Here is a 22,070-nt window from a genome sequence, read left to right as displayed (position 1 = left end):
TCGAAAAAGTCTGGAAATGGCGGCCGGTCCTGAGTCAAGGGAAGACCGGCCGCCACGGAGCAAGCGTTGGTTCTATATGGCCCTTAGTCCATGTAGCTTTCGATGCTCGGGCAGGAGCAAATGAAATGGCGGTCGCCGTAAACATTGTCGACCCGGTTCACAGTCGGCCAGTATTTGGACAGCTTGGTAGCCTGGGACGGGAACACTGCTTCTTCACGAGAATAAGGGCGATCCCATTCGGCATTGCTCAGATCAACCAGAGTATGTGGCGCGTGAACCAGCGGGTTGTTGTCGGCAGGCCATTCACCGGACTGAACCTTGGTGATCTCTTCCTTAATGGAGATCATCGCTTCAATGAAACGATCCAGCTCGTACTTGGACTCGGACTCGGTCGGCTCAACCATCAGAGTGCCGGCAACCGGGAAGGACATGGTCGGAGCGTGGAAGCCGTAGTCCATCAGACGCTTGGCAATATCTTCCTCGGTTACACCGCTTTCTTCCTTGATCGGACGAATATCGATGATGCACTCATGAGCGACCTTGTTGTTGCGGCCACGGTACAGAATCGGGTAGTGAGCAGCCAGCTTGTCAGCCAGATAGTTGGCGTTGAGGATAGCTACTTCAGTAGAGCTGCGCAGGCCTTCACGACCCAGCATCAGGCAGTACATCCAGCTGATCGGCAGGATAGAAGCGCTGCCAAATGGTGCAGCAGAAACTGCGCCGATACCTTCGTTGTTGCCTTCAATCGGGCTGACAACGTGGTTCGGCAGGTAAGGTGCCAGATGACTCTTGACGCCAATCGGACCCATGCCCGGACCGCCACCGCCGTGAGGAATAGCGAAGGTTTTGTGCAGGTTCAGGTGAGATACGTCGGAACCTATTTCGCCCGGCTTGGAAACACCGACCTGAGCGTTCATGTTGGCGCCGTCCATGTAAACCTGACCGCCGTGATCGTGAACAATCTGGCAGACTTCACGGATCTGTTCTTCAAAAACACCGTGAGTAGACGGGTAGGTAACCATCAGGGCAGACAGGTTGTCGCTGTGCTCTTCAGCCCGGGCGCGCAGGTCGTCAACATCAATGTTTCCGTCTTCGTCACATTTAACGATGACAACTTTCATGTCTAGCAAGGCGGCAGAAGCCGGGTTGGTGCCGTGAGCGGAAGATGGAATCAGGCAAATATTGCGGTTGCCCTGACCTTCGGCTTCCTGGTACTTGCGAATTGCCAGCAGACCGGCGTATTCACCCTGGGCGCCGGAATTTGGTTGCAGCGACATGTTGTCGTAGCCGGTGATTTCAACCAGTGCATCGCTCAGTTCCTGCAGCATGGCTTCATAGCCACGAACCTGATCACGTGGAGCAAACGGGTGAACGTTGGCAAAGCCGTTCCAGGTCACTGGAATCATCTGTGCAGTAGCGTTCAGCTTCATGGTGCAGGAACCCAGCGGGATCATGCCGTGCACCAGAGAGTAGTCCTTGTTTTCCAGACGCTTCAGGTAACGCAGCATATCGGTTTCGGAGTGATAGCTGTTGAAGGTCTCGTGGGTCAAAATGGCATCGGTACGGCGCTGATCTACTGCAATACCGGTTGCTTCACCGCCGATAACGGCCTGATCGAACGCGTTCAGGTCAAAGCTGGCATCGTCACCGGCAAAGATGTGGAACAGTTCGGCGATATCATCTGCAGTGGTAGTTTCGTCGAGGCTGATACCCAGACGGTCATTGCCAACCGGACGCAGGTTGCAGCCTTTATCCAGTGCGCGCTGATAAATCGCGCCCTGCTTGTCTCCGACGTTCAGGGTCAGGGTGTCGAAGAAAGTGTTGTTGGTTTCGAAGCCGGCAGCGGTCAGTGCTTTCTGCAGAATGGAAGTAGAGCGATGAACACGCTCGGCAATCATCTTCAGGCCTTCAGGGCCGTGATAGATGGCGTATGCTGCAGCCATGTTGGCCAGCAGAGCCTGAGCGGTACAGATGTTGGAGGTCGCTTTCTCACGGCGGATATGCTGTTCACGGGTCTGCATTGCCATCCGCAGTGCCTGGTTACCGCGGGCATCCTTGGATACACCGATAATACGGCCCGGAATGGAGCGCTTCAGCTTTTCACTGGCACCCAGGAATGCAGCGTGCGGGCCACCAAAGCCCATCGGTACACCAAAGCGCTGGCTGTTACCCACGACAACGTCGGCACCCAGCTCGGCTGGTGATTTCAGCAGGGTCAGTGCCAGCAGGTCAGTGGCAACAGATACCATCGCCTTTTGTTCTTTGGCTTTGGCTGCGATGGCCTGAATGTCGGAGATATCACCGTAAGTGGTCGGGTATTGCAGCTGAACAGCATACACTTCGTGCTGGTCCAGGTCGGTTGCCGGGTTACCGACAACAACCGGAATGTTCAGATATTCCGCACGGGTCTTGATGACGTCGATAGTTTGCGGATGAACATCATCGGCAATAAAGAACACCTGATGCTTGCTGCGGTTGGCGCGACGGCACAGGGTCATGGCCTCTGCAGCAGCGGTGCCTTCGTCCAGCAGGGAAGCGTTGGCGATTTCCATGCCGGTCAGATCCATGATCATCTGCTGGAAGTTCAGCAGCATTTCCAGACGGCCCTGGGAAATTTCCGGCTGATAAGGTGTATAGGCGGTGTACCAGCCCGGGTTTTCCAGCACGTTACGCAGGATGACATTCGGGGTATGAGTGTTGTAGTAGCCAGCACCGATGTATGACTTGTTAACGGTGTTCTGCTCTTCAAGCGACTTCAGGTAAGCCAGAGCTTCCTGTTCACTCTTGCCTTTTTCCAAATTCAGACCGTCCAGCAGAATGCTCTCCGGTACGGTGTCAGAGATCAGCTTGTCCCGGGATTCGATTCCCAGTTCGGAAAGCATGGCCTGTTGTTCAGCTGCATTCGGGCCAATATGACGAGGGGCAAAAGCGTTGTTCGTGGTCAGGTCTGCCAGCGGCGCCTGTCCGTCGTGTACCTGTTGTTCAACGGCCATGTTCTTTCCTTCTGGTCACCGGCTGCATCCTGCATAAGGTGTATTCCCGAAGGAATCATGTGAGCAGAAGCAACAGGCTTTATATTTGCTGAAACCCGTATGACCGGGCTTCGGTTGTTATCAGTTCTTCGCGTTCGCTTTCTTGCTTAAGCAGCGAATCCTGCTGGCTTGTCTGTGGCTATAGGCTTTAGCCAAAAAATATATCGCTAGGAATAAGCCAGCAGGCAAGGCTTCAGGAACGTCTGTTATTCCTCAAGCGTGGCCTTGTAGGCATTTTCATCCATCAGGTTTTCGAGTTCGGCAGCATTGCTCAGTTTGATTTTGGCAATCCAGCCTTCACCTTCTGGTGCTTCGTTAACAGTTTCCGGAGCATCATCCAGTGCTTCGTTAACTTCAACAACTTCACCGGATACCGGCGCGTAGACATCAGATGCTGCCTTTACGGATTCAACCAGGGAAAATTCCTTGGTGGCTTCAACTTCAGCACCGACTTCCGGCAGCTCAACAAAAACCACATCTCCCAGCAGTTCCTGAGCGTGGTTGGAGATACCAACAGTCACAGTACCGTCACCGTTATCCCGAACCCACTCGTGGGAAGCTGCAAATCTCAGAGAATCACTCATGGTCTGTTTCCTTCATTTCACTTCATTTTTGTTGATCAGGCGCTGAACTCAGCACTCAACAACATTCACGGCGAGACCTCCGGTGGCGGTCTCCTTGTATTTGTTCTGCATATCCAGCCCGGTCTGGCGCATGGTTTCTATCACATTATCGAGATGAACCATATGTTCGCCGTCGCCCCGCAGAGCCAGACGTGCTGCGTTAATCGCTTTGACCGCACCCATCGCATTACGCTCAATGCACGGTACCTGAACCAGACCGTTAATCGGGTCACAGGTCAGGCCAAGGTTATGTTCCATCCCGATTTCGGCAGCATTTTCAATCTGCCGGTTGGTTCCGCCCAGTACGGCACAAAGCGCACCGGCAGCCATGGAGCATGCAACGCCGATTTCACCCTGGCAGCCAACTTCGGCAGCCGAGATGGAGGCATTCTTCTTATACAGCATGCCGATAGCGGCTGCGGTGGCGAGGAAGGTGACAATATCATCTTCATCGCGGCCATTAATAAAGCGCAGGAAGTAGGCCAGTACAGCCGGGATTACACCTGCAGCGCCGTTGGTGGGTGCAGTCACCACACGACTGCCCACAGCATTTTCCTCGTTTACGGCGAGGGCAAACAGGTTAACCCAGTCCATCGCTTCAAAATGGTCTTTGTCATATTCAGGCCGGCCCAGCAGTTCCTGGTGCAGGTCATGGGCGCGTCGCCTGATGTTCAAACCGCCGGGAAGAATACCGGATTGGCTACAGCCCCTGTCAATACAGCTTTTCATGACTTCCCAGATATGTAACAGATCTTCACGGGGAGACTTGCTGCGAGGCAGATGTTTTTCATTGGTCAGAACAATTTCAGCAATGCTGAGATTGTGTTTGTCACCGATGATCAGCAGGTCCTCGGCATTCTCAAACGGGTAGGGGATATTAACTTCAGCTTCTGCAGGACTATCGGCGCCGATTTCATCTTCGCTCAGCACGAAACCACCACCGACGGAGAAATAGCGACGCTTGTGGATAACTAGGCCGGCACTGTCAAAAGACATGATGGCCATTCCGTTCGGATGCTGGGGCAGGGATTCCTGAAAGCAGAAGATAAGATCGTTGGCTTCGGTAAAGGGAATGGTGTGAGATCCATCCAGTCGGATCTGGTTTTGCTCCCGGATTTCCTGAACCAGCTGTACGGCATAGTCCGGGTCAATGGTTTCAGGCTTTTCGCCGGAAAGTCCCTGCATTACCGCGGTATGGGTCGCATGCCCTTCACCGGTCTGGGCCAGGGAGCCATAGAGCTCGACCCGGATGCGGGCTGTCTGCAGCAGCAGGTCTTGCTGTTTAAGCTCTTCCAGATATCGGTTGGCTGCAACCATCGGTCCCACAGTATGTGACGATGACGGTCCCAGTCCGATTTTGAAGAGATCCAGTACACTCAGCCCCATCGAATTCCTCACGTTTCATCAGTTGCCATGGAAGCCGGACTGTTTTGGGGAAGGCCCGAATTTCCGTTATTGGCTGTTAGCGTGTTTCCTGTCCGGATAACACTAGTACGTGTATTAGTATGTTTTATGGTTAAAAAGAGACTATCAGGCTGTTTTTTTCTGTTCAATAAAAAAGTTTCTTATAGGAAACTTTTTGTCAAAATAGCGCTGCGCAGATCAATTTTTTGCAGTCTCGGGCAGTATAGTGAATAGTTCTGTTGCGGCTTTCACTGGAAGCTGGTCTGGGAAATGCTGAATGTTCAAAGTTGTTTGAGTGTTCCCCGGGCCATTTGCACGATATAGTAAATGCCGTGATTTTGTCTGTAACGACACCTATGTGTCTGTTTTGTCGAGGAATGAATGTCGGAACAAGCCCATTTTCTCAGGCGTGAAAAAGAAGCCGTAACCATTCAGCGCCGCAAGGTGCAGGGTGAGGCAGGTTCATCTGTCGAACCGTTGCAGCTGGGGAAGCGGGTACGGGAAATTCGTCTGGGTCGTAACCTGACACTGGAAGAAGCCAGTAACCTGACCGGTTTGGCACGCTCTACCCTGTCAAAAATCGAGAACGAGCAAATATCACCCACCTTTACCGCCATGACCAAGTTGGCGAATGGACTGGGTATTGATATTCCCCAGCTCTTCAGCCCGGCGATACCCGAAACACAGGCAAGTGGACGACGGGATATTACCCGCAAGGGACAGGGCAAGCTGCATCCCACCGCGACGTATGATCACGAGCTTCTGGCGGCTGAACTGTCTGGCAAAAGGATGATTCCTTACCGGGCCACCATCAGGGCGCGCACATTTGAGGACTATCCTGACTGGGTTCGCCATGAAGGCGAAGAGTTCATGCTGGTTTTGAGCGGCAAGGTTTGCCTGTTCACCGAGTTTTACCAGCCTGTGGAGCTGGAAGAAGGTGACAGTGCCTATTATGACGCTGCCATGGGGCATGTAGTGACATCCCTCAGTGATGAGGATGCCACTATCTTGTGGGTCACTGCATAGGTAAGCGCTTCCCTGTGAAGCGCTTACTGTTCAGATTATCCCTTCTCAAGAATACAGCGGGTACTGTTCGCAGAGAGCTTCTACTTTCTGGCGAACCTGTTCCTCAACTTCCTGATTGTTCTCGCCATTGGCAATCAAACCGTCCAGTACGTCACTGATCAGGTGACCTATTTGGCGGAAATCTTCCTCACCAAAGCCACGGCTGGTACCCGCTGGAGTACCCAGACGGATGCCGGAAGTTACCATTGGTTTTTCCGGATCAAACGGAATGCCGTTCTTGTTACAGGTGATGCCAGCACGTTCCAGCGCTTCTTCAACCTGATTACCTTTCAGGCCCTTTGGACGCAGGTCAACCAATACCAGGTGAGTGTCGGTACCACCGGTGACAATATCGCAGCCGCGTTCGATCATGACTTCAGCCAGAGCGCGAGCGTTGGTTACGACAGATTCGATGTAAGGTTTGAAGTCAGGAGCCAGCGCTTCACCCAGTGCTACCGCTTTGGCCGCAATAACGTGCATCAGCGGGCCACCCTGCAGACCTGGGAATACAGCAGAGTTAATCTTCTTGCCAATATCCAGGTTGTTGGACAGGATCATACCGCCACGAGGACCACGCAGGGTTTTGTGGGTGGTGGTGGTCACAATATCAGCATACGGCAGCGGACTCGGGTGTAGACCAGCTGCAATCAGACCGGCAATGTGAGCCATATCAACCATCAGGTAAGCGCCAACCTTGTCAGCGATTTCACGGAAACGTTTGAAGTCCAGCTCACGCGGAATGGCGGAGCCACCGGCAATAATCATCTTGGGCTGACATTCAACGGCCAGTGCTTCCACGGCATCGTAGTCAATACGCTGGGTTTCTTTGGAAACACCATACTGAACTGCATTAAACCATTTGCCGGACAGGGCCGGACGAGCGCCGTGAGTCAGGTGACCACCGGCATCCAGAGACATACCCAGAATGGTGTCGCCCGGCTGCAACAGAGCCAGTTTAACTGCGCCGTTGGCCTGCGCGCCGGAGTGAGGCTGGACATTGATGTATTCACAGTCAAACAGCTGCTTGGCGCGTTCAATAGCCAGCGCTTCAACTTTGTCCACATGCTCGCAGCCGCCGTAGTAACGACGACCGGGATAGCCTTCAGCGTATTTGTTGGTAAGAACAGTACCCTGCGCTTCCATCACTGCACGGGAAACAATGTTTTCGGAAGCAATCAGCTCAATCTGTTTATTCTGACGATCATCTTCAAGGTTGACCGCTTCCATTACAGCAGCATCGGCAAACTGTAGTGACTTGGAAAAAAAACCTTGCAGCTGTTCTGATTGATAAGGCTTGCTCATGCTTGATTCCTGGTTGCAGTTTTATGCCATGAACAGTTTTCAAGTCATGGCCTGTGTTGTTATTGGTGCTGCATCAGGCGACAGTTTTTTATTGTCATCCTTCGCTTTTAATAAACTGTAATGGCTCTGTTTCCTATAATCAACTCCAATTTATTATTGGAAATAAAAATGATGAATAAGTAATTATGAAATAGCGATATCCCTTGATTCGCAAGGGATATGAAACAAGTTTCCTTTTGTGAATAAGCGATTGGATATGCATTAATTAAAGAGTGTTTTTTATTTCTTAGTTGAAACAAAATTTCCTATACGATATTTTGGCTTCAGCTTTATCGTGGGGGGTTGAATATCAAGCAGTTATTCAGATCAGGCTCAAAAAAAAGATAAACTACGACTGTCTTATTAAAAGACAATAAAAATTACAAAATAAAAGGTAGTTCCATGATGGAAGCACTCACCAATCTATTTAATGCAATTAACGGGGTGGTATGGGGACCAGTAATGCTGGTTCTGATTCTCGGTACCGGCCTCTTCCTTATGCTTGGTTTGCGGCTGATGCCGATTCTGAAACTGGGCACTGGCTTCAAACTGATGTGGGGTGGCAAGAAAACCACTTCTGAAGAAGCCAATTCCGGTGAAATCTCGCCTTTCCAGGCCCTGATGACAGCCCTGTCTGCAACAGTTGGTACCGGTAACATTGCCGGTGTTGCGACTGCAGTATTTCTGGGTGGTCCCGGTGCGCTGTTCTGGATGTGGTGTACCGCTCTGGTAGGTATGGCCACCAAATTCTCTGAAGCTGTTCTGGCGGTGAAATACCGTGAAGTTGACGAGCACGGCAACTATGTCGGCGGCCCGATGTACTACATCAAGAATGGCCTGGGTTCCAAGTGGGCCTGGCTGGGTACTGTGTTTGCGTCTTTTGCTGCCATTGCCGCTTTCGGCATCGGTAACACTGTTCAGGCCAACTCGGTTGCAGATGTGCTGGAAGCCAACTTCAGCGTCCCTACCTGGATGACTGGTGTTGTTATCATGGTGCTGGTTGGTGCGGTGCTGCTGGGTGGCGTCAAGCGTATTGGTGCAGTAGCAGGCAGTCTGGTTCCATTTATGGCGGTTGCTTACCTGATTGCGGGTCTGGCGGTTCTGGCTATCAATGCTGAGCAGCTGCCGAATGCTATTAACCTGGTATTCACCTATGCCTTCACCGAATCTGCTGCTGAAGGTGGTTTTGCCGGTGCGGCTGTATGGATGGCGATTCGCTTCGGTGTAGCTCGCGGTATCTTCTCTAACGAAGCCGGTCTGGGTTCTGCCCCGATTGCTCACGCCGCTGCACAGACCAAAGATCCTGTGCGTCAGGGTCTGGTTGCGATGCTGGGTACCTTTATTGATACCATCATCATCTGCTCTATCACTGGCCTGGCAATTATCTCTTCCGGCGTCTGGACTTCCGGCGTTTCCGGTGCAGCCCTGACTTCTGCTGCCTTTGCACAGGCACTACCGGGTCTGGGTAATTACATCATTGCGATCTCTCTGACCATCTTTGCCTTCACCACCATTCTGGGTTGGGCGCTGTACGGTGAGCGCAGTGTGATGTACCTCTTCGGTGCGAAAGCTGTAGTTCCTTACCGCATTCTGTGGATCCTGGCGATTCCTGCCGGTGCTGTTCTGAGCCTGGACTTCATCTGGCTGGTAGCGGATACCCTGAATGCGATGATGGCTGTGCCTAACCTGATTGCTCTGGCGCTGCTGAGCCCGGTTGTATTCAAGCTGGCGCGTGAATACTTTGCCCGTGAAGGTGAGCCGAAAACTGCTTCTTCTCACTAATCACAGCAGCCTGAAAGGCAAGAAAAGCGTTATCTGAGTGTGTAAAAAATCCCGGCAATATGCCGGGATTTTTTATTATGGGTAGTCTGGGAAAATAGATCAGGCCGACAAGGCTTCGGGCTCTTCTGATTCAGGATCTATCAGAATAGCGTCGCTCAATTCATCGAAAGCTTCCTGCAGGCATTCCTTATAAAAAGCCGGATCCGGCATCATTTCCCGACAGGCGGTAATACCGAAGAACAGTTTGCCGTCATAGCCAAAAATACCGTGGAACAGTCCTGTCAGGTCAACCGGTAAACCAAACCCGTAGGTGCCAACCAGTCTGGCGCCAGTGTGGTAAATCGGCTTGTTCGGGCCCATTACATTGGATATTACGGTATTGGCCAGAACCGGGAACTTATCGGCGATACCGGGCTGAGTCAGCATGCCACTGACACTACTGGGGAGTACCTCAACCAGATCCATCAGGATTCTGCCACCGAACGACTTTTCCCTGATCTTGGACATTGCCGCTGATTCATGAATAGCGACCAGCCGCTGTTTAACATCCTCGATATCGGTGTGAAGGTCCGTCATGGAAATAGACAGTTTGTTACTGCCTTCATGTGCCCCGTCTCCCATACCGGCCACATTAATCGGCATGGCACTGCGCAGGCTTTGTTGCGGTAACTCGTTTTTACTTTCGAGGTAACGCTTCAAACCGCCAGCGACAGTTGCCAGGGCAATATCGTTGACGGTAATACCAGGCAAAGCCTTGCGTATGGCCTGAATGGTTCCAAGATCGAAATCTATGCCCTCAATAATCCGGTGAGGCGAAACGGCCTGATTAAAGCGGGTACGGGGCACACTGGATAGCGCAAATTTTTCACGGCCCAGCAGTTGCTGACGAGCCTGTTTCGAAAGCGCCCACCTGGTTAATGGTAGCGAATACTTCGCTGCAATTTTGCTGCTGTTGAATAACTTTTTGGAGTAATTCAACGGTGTTTTTGCCAACATTTCAATCGTAGTTGGAACCCGGTCGACAACCAGTTGCTGGTTCTCCGGAGCTTGTGGCAGAACCGGTTTATCGTCGTGCATGGCCATCATCAGGCGGGCAATGGCCTGACCATCAAACAACGCGTGATGCAGTTTGATAAACATGGCAAAGCTGCCTTCTGGCAAACCTTCGACATTGTTCAGACCTTCAATAACATAGATTTCCCAGGGCGCATGGTTAAGATCTATCGGTCGTGAATGCAGCCGTGCAGCCAGAATACAAAGTTGGCGCCAGTCTCCCGGTGCCGGTAAAGCAATATGGCGCAGATGAAATTCGATATCGAAATTCGGATCGGCAATCCAGTAAGGATTATCCAGTCCCGCCGGCGATGAAACATAGCGCTGACGCAATTCAGGCAGCGCATGGAGCCGGTTTTTAATGGACTTTATGATATCTTTGAACCGCACCGGTTGTTTCGGTGCAGTGGACTGGTCATAAATGGAAAGGCAACCCACATGCATATGGTTTGCACCCTTTTCCAGTTTGACAAACAGTTGGTCCAGTGAAGATAACTGTTGCATTGATTTACTTCCCCCCGCGTTTTGCCGCATTAAAAAATGCTGCGAAAACAAGCTTGTTTTTATTACCAGAGAGATATTCGAGTTGTTTTTGAAATGTATTTAATAATCAGTCTTTTTACATTTTCGTGATTTTTATTATCGAATAACCCTTTGGTTCGCTGCATTTTACTGCAATTAAACTTCTTTTGTTTAGTATCAACTATTCATGAAACTGTCATATTCGCCCCCTACGATGACCAACATCAAAGAGAACGTTTTATCGGAATCAGATAAAAGGCACGTTCGCTGATAACCGCTCATAGCGTTTGAAACAGGAATAAACGAGCTTCGTTAGGGAGATCACTAATAATGAAACTGAAAAAACTGATGGGCGCGCTGGCACTGACAGCGGCTGCAGCAACCACCCAGGCTGCCAGTGTTGACGCCGACCTGCCAACTTACTCCAAGGCCAGTGGCGTTTCCGGTAACCTCTCCAGTGTGGGTTCTGACACTCTGGCTAACCTGATGACCCTGTGGGCTGAAGACTTCAAGCGCTTCTACCCCAACGTCAATGTCCAGATTCAGGCTGCCGGTTCTTCTACTGCACCGCCTGCTCTGGTTGAAGGGACTTCAAACCTCGGCCCCATGAGCCGCAAGATGAAAGACAAGGAACTGGAAGCGTTTGAAAAGCGCTACGGCTACCGTCCAACCGCAATCCCGGTTGCTATCGATGCGCTGGCCGTATTTGTTAACAAGGACAACCCGATTAAAGGCCTGACCATGGCTGAGGTTGATGCCATCTTCTCTACTACCCGCAAGTGTGGTGAGCGTCAGGATATTAAAACCTGGGGCAATGCCGGCCTCGATGGGTCATGGCAGAACCGTGATATCCAGCTGTACGGGCGTAACTCGGTATCCGGTACCTACGGTTACTTCAAAAAGAAAGCGCTGTGTAAGGGCGACTTCCGTAACAACGTAAATGAGCAGCCGGGTTCTGCTTCTGTGGTTCAGTCTGTATCTGCATCTATCAACGGTATTGGCTACTCCGGTATTGGTTACAAGACTTCCAGCGTACGTACTGTACCGCTGGCCAAGAAGCCTGGTCAGCCATTTGTTGATGCGACTCCGGACAACGCTGTAGACGGCAGCTATCCGCTGTCCCGCTTCCTGTACGTATATGTGAACAAGCAGCCGAACAAGCCACTGCAGCCGCTGGAGCGTGAGTTTGTGAAGATGGTTCTGTCCAAGGCGGGTCAGGAAGTTGTGGTCAAGGATGGCTACATTCCGCTGCCGGCAAAAGTGGCTGAAAAGTACCGCAAGGAACTGGGACTTTAAGTTGAAAAAAAACCGGAAATGGATAGTCCGGTAATGATTAAAAAGACCGTGCAGTAGCGCGGTCTTTTTATTTCAGGCCTGTCATATTAATGTCACACGCCACCGCTAAGGTAGCATCGGGAAACAGAGCTGGCGCATACCAATGAATCAAGAAGCACTCAGTGCCTCCCCCAGAGTTGACATGGACACACCCGCTTTGCGGCGTCACCGGAGCATTCGCAAGAGCAAGGACTGGCTTGCTCGCTGGAGTGTGGCGTTTGGCGGCATCGGTGTCATTGTCGCGATCCTTCTTATCTTTCTTTATTTGCTGTATGAAGTGGTTCCGCTGATGCGCTCGGCGGAGGTTGAGCGGGTTACAACTTACCCGGTTGCCACTACAAACGCTTCTTCCGGCAAAATTCTTTATACCACCATGGAAGAGCAGGCCGAGATTGGCCTGAATATCGACAGCAATGGCGGGTTACGTTTTTTTGATACCCGCAGTGGCGATACGCTGCTTGCTGAAAGTCTTCCCCTGCCTGCCGGTACAACCATTACCTCTTTCACTTCAGCCGGAGCAGCCGGCGAGTTGGTCGCGGCAGGTCTGAGTAATGGTGAGGTGCTGGTACTCAAACATATTTACCGTACCAGCTGGCCGAATGATAAACGGGTCATCACTCCGGCCGTTGAATGGCCATTTGGCTCCGATCCGATTGCACTGGCACCGGCTGCTGTTGATGGCCTGGTGCTGCAGGACAGTGAAGAACAATTGCTGATCGCAGGGCTGAGTCAGGGCGAACTGGTTATGACCCGCCTTGTTAAGGAAGTGGACTTCCTGACTGAAGAAGTAACGCTGGAGCCGGAGCCGGTTAATGTGCCTCGCCTTGAGGGTGTACTCGGTAAAATGTTGCTGTCGCCGGATCTGAGCTGGCTTTATGTGCAGACCGGAACTGATCAGCTAACCGTGCTTGACGTGCCACTTTCTGGTTCACCGAAAATTTCACAAGTGGTGACAGTGACCAGAAACAAGGCAGAAATTACCAGCATGTCCTTCCTACTTGGTGGGATCTCCGTATTGGTTGGTGATTCTTCCGGTGAGATCTCCCAGTGGTTCCATGCCCGTAACGAGCAGGGTGATCAGATGCTGCAACGCGCCCGCAGCTTCTCTCTGGGTTCTGCGCCGGTTACCGTTATTGAGCCTGAGCATCGGCGGAAAGGCTTCCTTGCTGCTGACAATACCGGGGTGGTGGGTATCTTCAGCACCACATCCAGTCGCACCCTGCTGAAAGAAAATCTTGGCAGTCAGGTTATCGCGCTGGGTATTTCTCCCCGTGCCAATGCCTTGCTGGTCAATACTGAAAGCGGGCAGAGCTTCTGGAAAGTGGATAACGAACATCCGGAAGTTTCCTGGTCAGCGCTTTGGGACAAGGTCTGGTACGAATCCTACGATGAGCCGGAATATATCTGGCAGTCCTCTGCGTCCAACAATGATTTCGAACCCAAATTCAGCCTGATGCCACTGGCATTCGGTACCCTGAAGGCAGCTTTCTACGCCATGCTGCTGGCTACACCACTGGCGATTTGTGGCGCGATTTACACCGCCTACTTTATGGCACCGGCAATGCGTCGCAAGGTAAAGCCGGTTATCGAATTGATGGAAGCACTGCCTACCGTAATTCTTGGCTTCCTTGCCGGGCTATGGCTGGCGCCATATATCGAAGCCAATCTGGCTGGTATCTTCGGATTACTGATCTGTATTCCGGTATCGATGCTGTTGTTTGCATTCAGCTGGGATCGTTTGCCGGAAAATATTCGTCACCGGGTTCCGGATGGCTGGCAACCGATGCTACTGGTTCCTGTTGTGCTGTTGGCCGGCTGGTTCTCCATCGAAGCTGGTCTGTGGATGGAGCATGCCTTCTTTGGTGGCGATATGCGAACCTGGGTAACAACCGATCTGGGTATTCCCTATGACCAGCGTAATGCTCTGGTTGTTGGTCTGGCGATGGGCTTTGCGGTTATCCCCACCATCTTCTCTATTACCGAAGACGCTGTCTTCAGTGTCCCCAAACATCTGAGTTATGGCTCGCTGGCGCTGGGTGCAACACCCTGGCAGACCCTGACCAAGGTGGTACTACTGACCGCCAGCCCGGGTATTTTCTCGGCAGTGATGATCGGTATGGGCCGGGCGGTAGGCGAAACCATGATCGTACTGATGGCGACCGGTAATACCCCGATTATGGATGCCAATATCTTCGAAGGTATGCGGACACTGGCTGCAAACATTGCTGTGGAAATGCCGGAGTCTGAAGTTGGCAGCACCCATTACAGGATTCTGTTCCTGGCGGCGCTGGTGCTGTTTATGTTCACTTTCGTGGTCAACACCATCGCCGAGATGGTGCGTCATCGACTGCGTCGTAAGTACAGCACGCTGTAAGTGAAGGTGAATAAATAATGAAAAAGATAACACTTAACAGCTGGGTAAAAAGTGGCTCTCCATGGGTCTGGATGAATGCCGGTGCAGTGGCAATCAGTCTGGTGATGGTTATCGGACTGATTGGGCTGATTGCTGCCCGCGGTCTGGGCCATTTCTGGCCGGGCAATATTCTGGTGGCGGAATATCAGGTGCCGGGTCAGGTTGCCCGCCCGATAATGGGGCAGGTAACGCAGGTTGAAGATGTGCCGGTGGCACAGCTGGTTAGTGCCGGGCTGCCGATTGATTCGGACCGGGAAACGGTTCAGCGTGAATTGCTGAAAGTGGGTAACCGGGATGTATCCGGCAGTGACTTTAGCTGGGTAATCGATGCCTGGCTGGCTGATATCAGCTACCCGGCAGATGTTGTGGCGATCGAACGCCGTGAGTGGGGTGATTTCTACGGCTATCTGGTTGAAGTAAAAGAAGATGGCCAAAATATCGCCTTTGGCAATGCGGGCTGGGATGTTTTCCAGCAGCGTATCAACCGTGCGCTTTCAATCCATGAAGATATCTACCATATCGAGCGTCAGGCCATTGGCTCGGTTAACTCCAGACTGGAGCGGCTGCGTCTTGAACAGCGCAAACTGGAACTGGAAAACAAACTGACACCGCTGAAGCTGGCCGAAATCGAAGCTGACCGAAAAGTGTTGCATCAGGAGTATGCGGTACTGGAGAAAGAGCTGGGTGAACTCTATCAAGCCTTCAACCGTGACAGTGTCGTAGTCCGGACTGTGGATAACCAGGAAGTCGAGCTGTCACTGGGTAAAGTTGTTCGGGCCTACCAGCCCAATGCGATGACAACGACACAGAAGATCGGGTTTTACTTCGACAAGGTCTGGGAATTTGTCAGTGATGACCCCCGTGAAGCTAACACCGAAGGCGGTATCTTCCCGGCTATTTTCGGCACCGTAATGATGGTGATCCTGATGTCGGTGTTGGTGACTCCGTTTGGTGTGGTTGCGGCAGTTTACCTGCGTGAATATGCCTCGCAGGGACCGGTGACACGACTGATTCGTATTGCCGTGAATAACCTGGCAGGTGTGCCTTCCATCGTTTATGGCGTGTTTGGTCTGGGCTTCTTTGTGTACTTCCTGGGTGGACAGATCGATCAGCTGTTCTTCCCGGAGGCTTTGCCTGCTCCGACTTTTGGCACGCCAGGACTGATGTGGGCGGCAATCACCCTCGCACTGCTGACTTTGCCAGTGGTTATTGTGGCGACCGAAGAAGGTCTGTCGCGGATTCCTTCATCTGTACGTGAAGGCAGTCTGGCGCTGGGTGCAACCAAGGCTGAAACCCTGTGGCGGGTCGTACTGCCCATGGCCAGCCCGGCGATGATGACTGGTTTGATTCTGGCGGTAGCCCGAGCTGCCGGTGAAGTAGCGCCGCTGATGCTGGTCGGTGTGGTGAAACTGGCACCGAACCTGCCGCTGGATGGCAACTACCCCTATCTGCATCTGGACCAGAAGTTTATGCACCTGGGCTTCCATATTTTTGACGTTGGCTTCCAGAGCCCCAATGTTGAAGCAGCGCGCCCGCTGGTTTACGCGACTGCATTGCTACTGGTTATTGTTATTGCGGTGCTGAACCTTTCAGCCGTCGCGATCCGTAACCATTTGCGTGAGAAATATAAGTCGCTTGAAGTTTAACTGGCGACATAAACAGCATAAGGTAACAATAAGGTGGCGGAAATGAACGAGAACGTTGCGGTGGCTTTCGAACAAAAGGATAAAACGCGCACAGATAATCCGCAGGTGTCGATCCGGGAAGTCAGAAGTCATGGGGTCAGCATGGATAACCTTGGACGTGGCCGGCGCAAGCTGGAAATCGAAGATGAAGAAACCTGTTTTGATATTCGCGGGCTGAACCTGCATTACGATGAAAAACAGGCACTGCATGATATTTCACTCAAGATTCCCAAGAAGCGAGTAACTGCCTTTATCGGGCCTTCCGGTTGTGGCAAGTCTACCCTGCTGCGCAGTCTGAACCGGATGAACGATCTGGTGGACAGTTGCCGGGTGGGCGGTGAAGTCATGCTGGATGACCAGAATATCTATGACCGCTCTGTTGATGTCGCGGATCTGCGTCGCCGGGTAGGGATGGTATTCCAGAAGCCGAATCCGTTTCCGAAAAGTATTTATGAAAACGTAGCCTATGGCCTGCGTATTCAGGGCATCCGCAAGAAGCGGGTGATTGATGAAGTGGTTGAGTGGGCGCTGAAAGGTGCAGCGCTGTGGGATGAGGTGAAAGACCGCCTGCATGAGAGCGCACTGGGTATGTCCGGTGGTCAGCAGCAGCGTCTGGTTATTGCCCGTACCATTGCCGTGCAGCCTGAAGTACTGCTGCTGGATGAACCTGCCTCTGCTCTTGACCCGATTTCAACCCTGAAAATTGAAGAGCTGATTAACGAGCTGAAAGAACGCTACACCATCGTTATTGTTACCCATAATATGCAGCAGGCGGCGCGTGTATCTGATTACACCGCGTTTATGTATATGGGAAAGCTGATCGAATTCGGCGATACCGATGGGCTGTTTACCAACCCCCGTCAGAAGCAGACTGAAGACTATATTACTGGCCGTTATGGCTAACAGGAGTTCCATGGATATCAAGAGCGATCATATATCGCATCATATCTCCCAGCAGTTCAATAATGATCTGGAAGAGTTGCGCAGTCAGCTTCTGGGAATGGGCGGTGAAGTAGAGAAGCAGGTTGCTGATGCGATTCATGCGCTGATTGAGGCGGACAGTGAACTGGCACAGGATGTGCGTGAGCGGGATTCCAGAATTAACCGGATGGAAGTGTCCGTGGATGACGAATGTGCCCGTATTCTGGCCCGCCGCCAGCCGGCGGCGAGTGACTTGCGGCTGGTAATTGCCTGCAGTAAGGCTGCAACCGACCTGGAGCGGATTGGTGATGAAGCCTCCAAGATAGGCCGCTTTACTATCAACCTGTGTGAGCAGGGCGAAAGTACCCACGGTTATATTGAAGTCCGCCATATCAGTGGCCATGTACGCAAGATGGTGCAGGATGCCTTGAATGCTTTTGCCCGGTTTGATGCCGAGCTGGCACTGCAGGTGGCTAAAGAAGATAAAAGCGTTGATCGCGAATACAAGAGCGCCATGCGTGAGCTTGTTACTTATATGATGGAAGATCCTCGTTCTATTTCCAGAGTGCTCAATATCATGTGGGTTCTGCGCTCTTTGGAGCGGGTCGGCGATCATGCCCGCAATATCGCCGAATATGTGATTTATCTGGTGAAAGGTACGGATGTGCGTCATCTGGGCCTGAAGCGGATGCAGGAAGAGGTTTTCGACCTGCGTGGCAATAAAGAAGAGTAATGCTTGTGCATTACTCTTCTATCACCTTTAAAAATCAATAGTTTTGCTTTTTAATTCATGTTTTCAAACCCTTCATATCAATATTAAATAACCCCGATTCAAATTGTTTTAAATTAATGGGCTATCGTTTATTAAGGAGTCGCTTTAATTAGATATTGCATTTTAAATATCAAGCGGAAATTTAATTCGAAAACGGAATTTCAATTAAATGAATGCCCCCGCCTCAGCTACCCAAAATGATTGGGATAGTGATATTCCGGCTGATGATTCATTGCAGCTGGATCCGTTACTTGATGCTTTAACTGTTCTTACCCGTATTTACGGCAACCCCTATACCCGTGAAACCTTGCGAGCTGGTCTGCCTTTGCAGGACGGAAAATTCACGGTTGAGCTTTTTATCAGGGCTGCTGAACGGGGTGGGCTTTCTTCCCGGTTATTGAAACGTGATCTGGCCAAGATACCGGCCATGGTAACGCCGGTAGTTCTTCTATTAAAAGGACGTCAGGCCTGCATTTTGATGTCGGTTGATCATGAAGAAGGTATTGCCAAGGTTATTCAGCCTGAATCCGGTGAAGGCGAAAGATATATTGAAATTGAAAAGCTGAATGAAGCTTACACCGGTTACTGTTTATATGTGCGTGAAAAACATCAGTATGATGACCGGACGCCAAGTAAAGTTAAATTAAAATCAAGGCACTGGTTCTGGGGCACGCTTTCATTATCCTGGCGTATTTATCGTGATGTTCTTCTTGCCTCCTTCCTGATTAATATCTTTGTTGTTATCAGCCCGCTGTTTGTCATGAATGTTTATGACCGGGTAGTGCCAAATAATGCCATGGAAACCCTGTGGGTACTTTCAATTGGCGCTTTTGTGATATTTACATTCGATTTTATTTTGAAGATGGTGCGAAGTTATTTTATTGACCTCGCCGGTAAAAAATCGGACGTCCTGCTTTCTTCGCGCATTATGGAGCGAGTGCTGGGGCTTACCATGGGCTCTCGGCCGGCATCGGTAGGCTCTTTCTCCAAGAACCTGCAGGAATTTGAAAGTATTCGTGAGTTTATTACATCTTCCACCATCGTAACGGTGGTGGATCTGCCCTTTGTGGTTATTGTGCTGGCGGTGATTGCCATTATCGGCGGACCGATGGTGTTTATACCTCTGGCGGGTATGGCACTGATTGCAGGCTACGGCTTCTTTATTCAGGGACCCCTACGCCGTTCGATTGAAAAGACGCTGCGTACATCATCCCAGAAAAATGCCACTCTGGTGGAAGTTCTGACAGGAATTCAATCGCTGAAGATTGCCCGTGCTGAAAGCGATATTCAGCACAAGTGGGAGAAGATGGTAGGGCATCTGGCAACCTGGGGTGTGAAAACCAAACTGCTGACTTCTTCTGCGACCTCATTCTCGGCCTGGATTCAACAGCTGAATACTATTGCCCTGATTCTGATTGGTGTCAGCCTGATCACTGAAGGCGAGCTGAGTATGGGCGCACTGATTGCAACCGTGATGTTATCCGGCCGCTGTCTGGCGCCGATGGCTCAGGTTGCCGGGTTATCTACCCGCTACCAGCAGGCTGTTTCCGCATTGGACGGTCTGAATCAGATTATGGATATGCCGGTTGAAATGCCGGATGGTGCTGATTTTGTTCAGCGTCAGGCATTCCGCGGGCATATCGAATTCGATAGTGTCAACTTCACTTATCCGGGACAGGAAATCAAAGCCATGGATAATGTGTCGTTCAAGGTCGGGGTTGGCGAGAAGGTGGCGATTATTGGCCGTATCGGCTCGGGAAAGACCACCATTGAGAAGCTGATTCTCGGACTCTATCACCCGGATGAAGGTGCGGTTCGAGTCGATGGCATTGATCTCAGACAGATTAACCCCTCGGATTTGCGCCGGAATATTGGCTGTGTGGCGCAGGATATTACCCTGTTTTACGGTTCCGCCAAGGATAATATCTCCATGGGTGCCAGCTATGTGGATGACTCTGCGATCCTGAGAGCTGCAGAAACATCGGGTGTGATGGAGTTTGCCAATCGCCATCCGCAGGGGCTGGATATGCAAATTGCGGAGCGTGGTGAAAACCTTTCCGGAGGCCAGCGTCAGAGTATTGCTTTGGCTCGGGCCCTGTTACTTGATCCGCCAATTCTGCTGCTGGATGAGCCGAGCAGCAGTATGGATAACACCACCGAACTGCGGATGAAGAACCAGCTTAAGGAGCACTTTGCAGACAAGACCATGATTCTGGTGACACATAAATCTTCCATGCTGGATCTGGTTGACCGTCTGATCGTAGTTAATAACGGCCGGGTAGTGGCAGATGGACCGAAAGCTCAGGTACATGCAGCCCTGAAGCAAGGAAAGCTGAGGATCGAATAATGTTGGCAAGGTTATGGGCAATCAGCCGGCTGTGGAAGAAAGAACCGGAGCTGGATCCGCTGGAAGAGCTGAAGGAGCAGATGGAGTCCGGTCAGATTGTATTCAGTGATGAAGAATCTGTAGTGGATCCGGATCAGCTGGAATTTGAGTCACCGGTGCAACAAGGCGGACAGGACGAATCTGGCTCCAATATTGTCGAACTCGCCAGTGCCCGCCCTGAAATGGATAAGGCTGGTGAAGAGCAACCTGCCATGAATGAAGATGCTTCCGAGGATGAGAGTGAGCCGGAAGCAGACCAAAGCACTGCCGAAGATGAATCAAAATCTGATGATGCAGATGAAGCATCACCAGAGGAAGAATCTGAGCAAGAAGAAATACCTGAAGCCGAACTGGAATTTATGTCCGACACCAGCGCGGCGATGCTGCTGAAAACGCCCCGCGGTGGTCGCATGCTGCTGGGTTTTATGTTCCTGTTTATGGTTATAGCGGTTAGCTGGGCCTTCTGGGCTGAGGTTGATGAAATTACCCGGGCAGATGGCACTGTAATTCCTTCATCCAGACTGCAGGTAATACAGAACCTGGAAGGCGGGATACTGGAGCAGCTGTTTGTTGCTGAAGGTGAGCACGTTAATGCCGGGCAGCCTTTGATGCAGCTGGACGATACCCGCTTCAGTTCTGATATGCGTGGTGGCCAGATTGAATATTTCAGTGAGCTGGCTCGAGTTAGCAGGCTGAAAGCTGAGATTGCAGATACTCTTCCACAGTTTCCTGACGAACTGGATAACTTCCCTAACTATGTTTCCCGAGAGCTGGCGCTGTTCAAAAGTCGTCAGGCTAACCTGAATGCCGAGAAGGAAATTGCTGCCAGGCAAACTGCTCAAAGCAAGCAGGAGCTGGTGTCGATTGAAGCGCAGGCTGACTACTTGCGAACCAGTCATGAGCTGGGCAAGCAGGAGCTGCAAATGACCCTGCCGCTGGCAGATAAAGGCGTTGTTTCGCAGGTTGAACTGATTCAGTTGAAGCAGCGGGTTAATGATCTGGGTGGTGAACTGATTATGGCCGAGCTGTCGATGCCCAAGCTTGAGCAGGCTTATGAAGAGGCCCGGGCACGGGAACGTGAAGTGACGCTGAAGTTCAGGGAAGAAACGCTGACCGAGCTGAATGAAGCTGAAGTTAAACTGCGACAGGTGCGTGAAAACCAGACTTCACTGAAAGACCAGGTTAGTCGGACTTTGGTGCGCTCACCGGTAACCGGTGTGGTGAAGAAGATTAATGTCACCACTATCGGTGGTGTTGTTCAGCCGGGTATGGATCTGATTGAAGTGGTACCTCTGGAGGATAACCTGCTGGTAGAAGCACGGGTTAACCCCAAAGATATTGGTTTCCTGGCAACCGGCATGCGAGCTGTCGTCAAGTTCACCGCCTATGACTTTGCTGTTTATGGCGGGCTGGAAGGTACTGTGGATCATATCAGTGCTGACACAATCCAGGATGAAAAAGGCGAAAGCTATTATCTGGTTCGGGTCAGAACCAATGAAAGTCATTTGGGAAGTGAAGACAAGCCTCTGGAGATCATTCCCGGTATGCGTAGCAACATCGATATTATGACAGGGAAGAAAACCATCATGGGATATCTGATGAAGCCAATCCTGCGTGCCCGCTCCAACGCCCTGACTGAACGCTGATTCAAACCCTCCCCTAATATTCCTGTACTGGAGCCATTCCGGCTCCAGTTGCGCTGTTCCATGCCGATGATTCGATTGATATCCCCCCTT

At 51.4% G+C, this 22,070-nt stretch carries 14 protein-coding genes; 9 read left to right on the top strand and 5 right to left on the bottom strand.

What is annotated here, in order from left to right:
* Positions 1 to 83: 83 nt before the first annotated feature.
* From gcvP to ACYZZ0_RS14115, 3 genes are all read right to left on the bottom strand, one after another.
* A complete protein-coding gene (gene gcvP, locus ACYZZ0_RS14125) occupies positions 84 to 2,993 on the bottom strand; it encodes an aminomethyl-transferring glycine dehydrogenase (protein WP_461537278.1) in 2,910 nt (969 codons plus the stop codon).
* A 245-nt stretch (positions 2,994 to 3,238) separates the two neighbouring features.
* Positions 3,239 to 3,616, bottom strand: coding sequence for a glycine cleavage system protein GcvH (gene gcvH, locus ACYZZ0_RS14120; protein ID WP_461537277.1), 378 nt, complete (start codon positions 3,614 to 3,616; stop codon positions 3,239 to 3,241).
* A 48-nt stretch (positions 3,617 to 3,664) separates the two neighbouring features.
* Entirely contained in the window at positions 3,665 to 5,041 is a 1,377-nt protein-coding gene (locus ACYZZ0_RS14115; RefSeq protein WP_461537276.1) for an L-serine ammonia-lyase, read from the bottom strand.
* A 399-nt stretch (positions 5,042 to 5,440) separates the two neighbouring features.
* Here ACYZZ0_RS14115 and ACYZZ0_RS14110 point away from each other — a divergent pair, with 399 nt between their 5' ends.
* The gene (locus ACYZZ0_RS14110; RefSeq protein WP_461537275.1) at positions 5,441 to 6,085 is read left to right on the top strand and encodes a helix-turn-helix domain-containing protein; all 645 of its coding nucleotides are present in this window, start codon (positions 5,441 to 5,443) and stop codon (positions 6,083 to 6,085) included.
* A gap of 45 nt (positions 6,086 to 6,130) precedes the next feature.
* Here ACYZZ0_RS14110 and glyA read toward each other — a convergent pair whose 3' ends face one another.
* The gene (glyA, locus tag ACYZZ0_RS14105; RefSeq protein ID WP_461537274.1) at positions 6,131 to 7,426 is read right to left on the bottom strand and encodes a serine hydroxymethyltransferase; all 1,296 of its coding nucleotides are present in this window, start codon (positions 7,424 to 7,426) and stop codon (positions 6,131 to 6,133) included.
* A gap of 444 nt (positions 7,427 to 7,870) precedes the next feature.
* Here glyA and ACYZZ0_RS14100 point away from each other — a divergent pair, with 444 nt between their 5' ends.
* The gene (locus ACYZZ0_RS14100) at positions 7,871 to 9,247 is read left to right on the top strand and encodes an alanine/glycine:cation symporter family protein (protein ID WP_461537415.1); all 1,377 of its coding nucleotides are present in this window, start codon (positions 7,871 to 7,873) and stop codon (positions 9,245 to 9,247) included.
* A gap of 99 nt (positions 9,248 to 9,346) precedes the next feature.
* On the opposite strand, the gene ACYZZ0_RS14095 is transcribed toward ACYZZ0_RS14100, so the two are convergent.
* A complete protein-coding gene (locus tag ACYZZ0_RS14095) occupies positions 9,347 to 10,804 on the bottom strand; it encodes a WS/DGAT/MGAT family O-acyltransferase (protein ID WP_461537273.1) in 1,458 nt (485 codons plus the stop codon).
* A 348-nt stretch (positions 10,805 to 11,152) separates the two neighbouring features.
* Here ACYZZ0_RS14095 and ACYZZ0_RS14090 point away from each other — a divergent pair, with 348 nt between their 5' ends.
* The 7 genes from ACYZZ0_RS14090 to ACYZZ0_RS14060 all read left to right on the top strand — a co-directional run bounded on the left by ACYZZ0_RS14090 (position 11,153) and on the right by ACYZZ0_RS14060 (position 21,980).
* Entirely contained in the window at positions 11,153 to 12,118 is a 966-nt protein-coding gene (locus ACYZZ0_RS14090; protein WP_461537272.1) for a PstS family phosphate ABC transporter substrate-binding protein, read from the top strand.
* Positions 12,119 to 12,260: 142 nt separating this feature from the next.
* Entirely contained in the window at positions 12,261 to 14,531 is a 2,271-nt protein-coding gene (locus ACYZZ0_RS14085) for an ABC transporter permease subunit (protein ID WP_461537271.1), read from the top strand.
* A 17-nt stretch (positions 14,532 to 14,548) separates the two neighbouring features.
* Positions 14,549 to 16,216 (top strand): phosphate ABC transporter permease PstA, encoded by a 1,668-nt coding sequence (gene pstA, locus ACYZZ0_RS14080; RefSeq protein ID WP_461537270.1) that lies wholly within the window; start codon positions 14,549 to 14,551, stop codon positions 16,214 to 16,216.
* Between the two features lie 141 nt (positions 16,217 to 16,357).
* Positions 16,358 to 17,158 (top strand): phosphate ABC transporter ATP-binding protein PstB, encoded by an 801-nt coding sequence (gene pstB / locus ACYZZ0_RS14075; RefSeq protein WP_461537414.1) that lies wholly within the window; start codon positions 16,358 to 16,360, stop codon positions 17,156 to 17,158.
* A 10-nt stretch (positions 17,159 to 17,168) separates the two neighbouring features.
* Positions 17,169 to 17,909, top strand: coding sequence for a phosphate signaling complex protein PhoU (gene phoU, locus ACYZZ0_RS14070; RefSeq protein WP_461537269.1), 741 nt, complete (start codon positions 17,169 to 17,171; stop codon positions 17,907 to 17,909).
* Positions 17,910 to 18,117: 208 nt separating this feature from the next.
* Positions 18,118 to 20,295, top strand: coding sequence for a type I secretion system permease/ATPase (locus ACYZZ0_RS14065; RefSeq protein WP_461537268.1), 2,178 nt, complete (start codon positions 18,118 to 18,120; stop codon positions 20,293 to 20,295).
* Complete coding sequence (locus tag ACYZZ0_RS14060) at positions 20,295 to 21,980, top strand: HlyD family type I secretion periplasmic adaptor subunit (protein ID WP_461537267.1); 1,686 nt, start codon at positions 20,295 to 20,297, stop codon at positions 21,978 to 21,980. The genes ACYZZ0_RS14065 and ACYZZ0_RS14060 overlap by 1 nt, the downstream gene beginning before the upstream one ends.
* The last annotated feature ends 90 nt before the right edge of the window (positions 21,981 to 22,070 follow it).

Origin of the sequence: Spongorhabdus nitratireducens, assembly GCA_947387575.1 — a bacterium.
Classification (GTDB): domain Bacteria; phylum Pseudomonadota; class Gammaproteobacteria; order Pseudomonadales; family Endozoicomonadaceae; genus CANDOC01.
The sequence above is the reverse complement of the archived record's forward strand: the minus strand, read 5'-3'. Positions and strand labels throughout refer to the sequence as shown.